The organism is Sulfolobus sp. B1, from assembly GCF_007050195.1.
Lineage (GTDB): Archaea > Thermoproteota > Thermoprotei_A > Sulfolobales > Sulfolobaceae > Saccharolobus.
In genome coordinates this window covers 1-1,912 of sequence record NZ_QIMI01000206.1, presented here as the reverse complement: position 1 = coordinate 1,912, position 1,912 = coordinate 1, and the positions used below count along the sequence as shown (strand labels likewise).

2 protein-coding genes are annotated in these 1,912 nt (G+C 31.5%); both read left to right on the top strand.

The features are described from left to right. Positions 1 to 225 precede the first annotated feature (225 nt). A complete protein-coding gene (locus DMP16_RS09460; protein ID WP_069283018.1) occupies positions 226 to 873 on the top strand; it encodes an RraA family protein in 648 nt (215 codons plus the stop codon). Positions 874 to 1,119: 246 nt separating this feature from the next. Beyond that, a complete protein-coding gene (locus DMP16_RS09455) occupies positions 1,120 to 1,881 on the top strand; it encodes an SDR family oxidoreductase (RefSeq protein WP_069283016.1) in 762 nt (253 codons plus the stop codon). Positions 1,882 to 1,912 lie beyond the last annotated feature (31 nt).

Genomic DNA, 1,912 nt, shown 5'->3' with positions numbered 1-1,912 from the left:
ACAATAACGAGATGGCTAAAAATATTCTTCCACAATAATACAAAATAATACAATTTACTCTAAATCTATTAGCATAAGTTGGAATAAAATTTTATGGGGATGAATGAAATTGTTCTCCACACATGTAAAAGGGGTTAATAAATTTTACCTTTATTACGGCATTATATCCACACTTTCTCACACATAGCGAAATGAATATAAGCCATTTATTAAGAACTTATTAACATGATACAAGATTTTGAAGAAGTAGAGAGAAAATTATATTCTGCAGTTATTTCAGATATTCTAGATGATTTAGGATATAGAAAACATGTTATGAGCGCATGTATTAAGCCTTTAAGAAATGATATGAGGATTATTGGTAGAGCTTTACCTATACTTGTTAAAGAAGTTAAAGAGGAGCCTATTGAACCATATAAAATTATGCTAGAGGCAATAAGTAATATTAAGCCTAATGATGTTGTGGTTATAGTTTCAGAATCTAAGAATACTGCGTTATGGGGGGAATTATTTTCTAATGCTGCAAAGATCAGAGGAAGTAGGGGAGCTATAATAGATGGCTATAATAGGGATACACATAAGATACTTTCCATCAATTTTCCAGTGTTCTCTTGTGGCGCGCTTCCCTTAGATTCAAAAGGCAGAGCAGAAGCAATTTGTTATAACTGTAGGGTATACTCTGGTGAAGCTATTATAGAACCTGGTGACCTAATATTTGCAGATCTTGATGGGGTAGTTGTTATTCCTAAAAATATAGAGGATATCGTTATATCTAAGGCTTTAGAAAAAGCCAAAAAGGAAGATATAGTAAGAACCGAAATTCTTAAGGGAAGTTCGTTATCAGAAATGTGGAAAAAATATAGAGTATTATAAATATACAAATACAATTTTTATATCACTTTTAGTTTTATATAATGTATCATATTGAAACAATTAATTCTAGAAATAATTCGATTAGTGGATAAGAAAGATCAAGATAAAAATTATTCATATAATGACAAATTTTAATTATATAAAATACATTAGCTCAAATATTATCAATAATTTTATATTACATTGGTATCTGATTATCAGTTGTTAGAGTCATACTTTATATAGCCTAAATTCTCATTTAGAAATATGGACCTAAATATTAAAAATAAAGTTGTAATCGTAACTGGAGGATCCCAGGGTATAGGTAAGGGAATTGTTAATGTTCTTATGAACGAAGGTGTAAATGTAATAATTTTTGATAAAAAAGAGCCTTCCATGAATGTCGAGTATATTAGCACTGATGTTTCAAAAAAGGAAGAAGTTATTAAGGGAATAGATTATATTATCACAAAATATGGCAGGATTGACGCAATAGTCAATAACGCTGGTATAGAAATTTATGGTTCAGTTCATGAAACAAGTGAAGAGGATTGGGATAAAATAATTAATGTCAATGTGAAAGGCCCCTTCTTAATGTCTAAGTATTCTATACCGTATATGTTAAAGCAAGGTAAAGGTGTAATAGTTAACGTAGCATCAATACAAGCTTTTGCAACTCAACGCAGAGTTGCCGCTTATACTACTAGCAAACATGCATTATTAGGCTTAACTAGAAGTATTGCAGTTGATTACGCCCCTATAATTAGAGCTGTCGCAATATGTCCGGGATCCATAAGAACACCATTGTTAGAGTGGGCAGCGGAAGAAGAAGTAGGCAAAGAACATATAGAGGAAAAAATAAGAGAGTGGGGCGAAGCATATCCTATGAGAAGGGTTGGAGAACCTGAGGAAATTGGATATCTTACAGCATTCTTAATTTCTGATCTTGCCTCATTTATAAACGGGGTTTGTGTAACAATTGATGGTGGATTAACAGCACTAATCCCATTAAGTAGCCCAAAGAAATAGTATTATATTATTAGATTTTGTTTGTTATTGG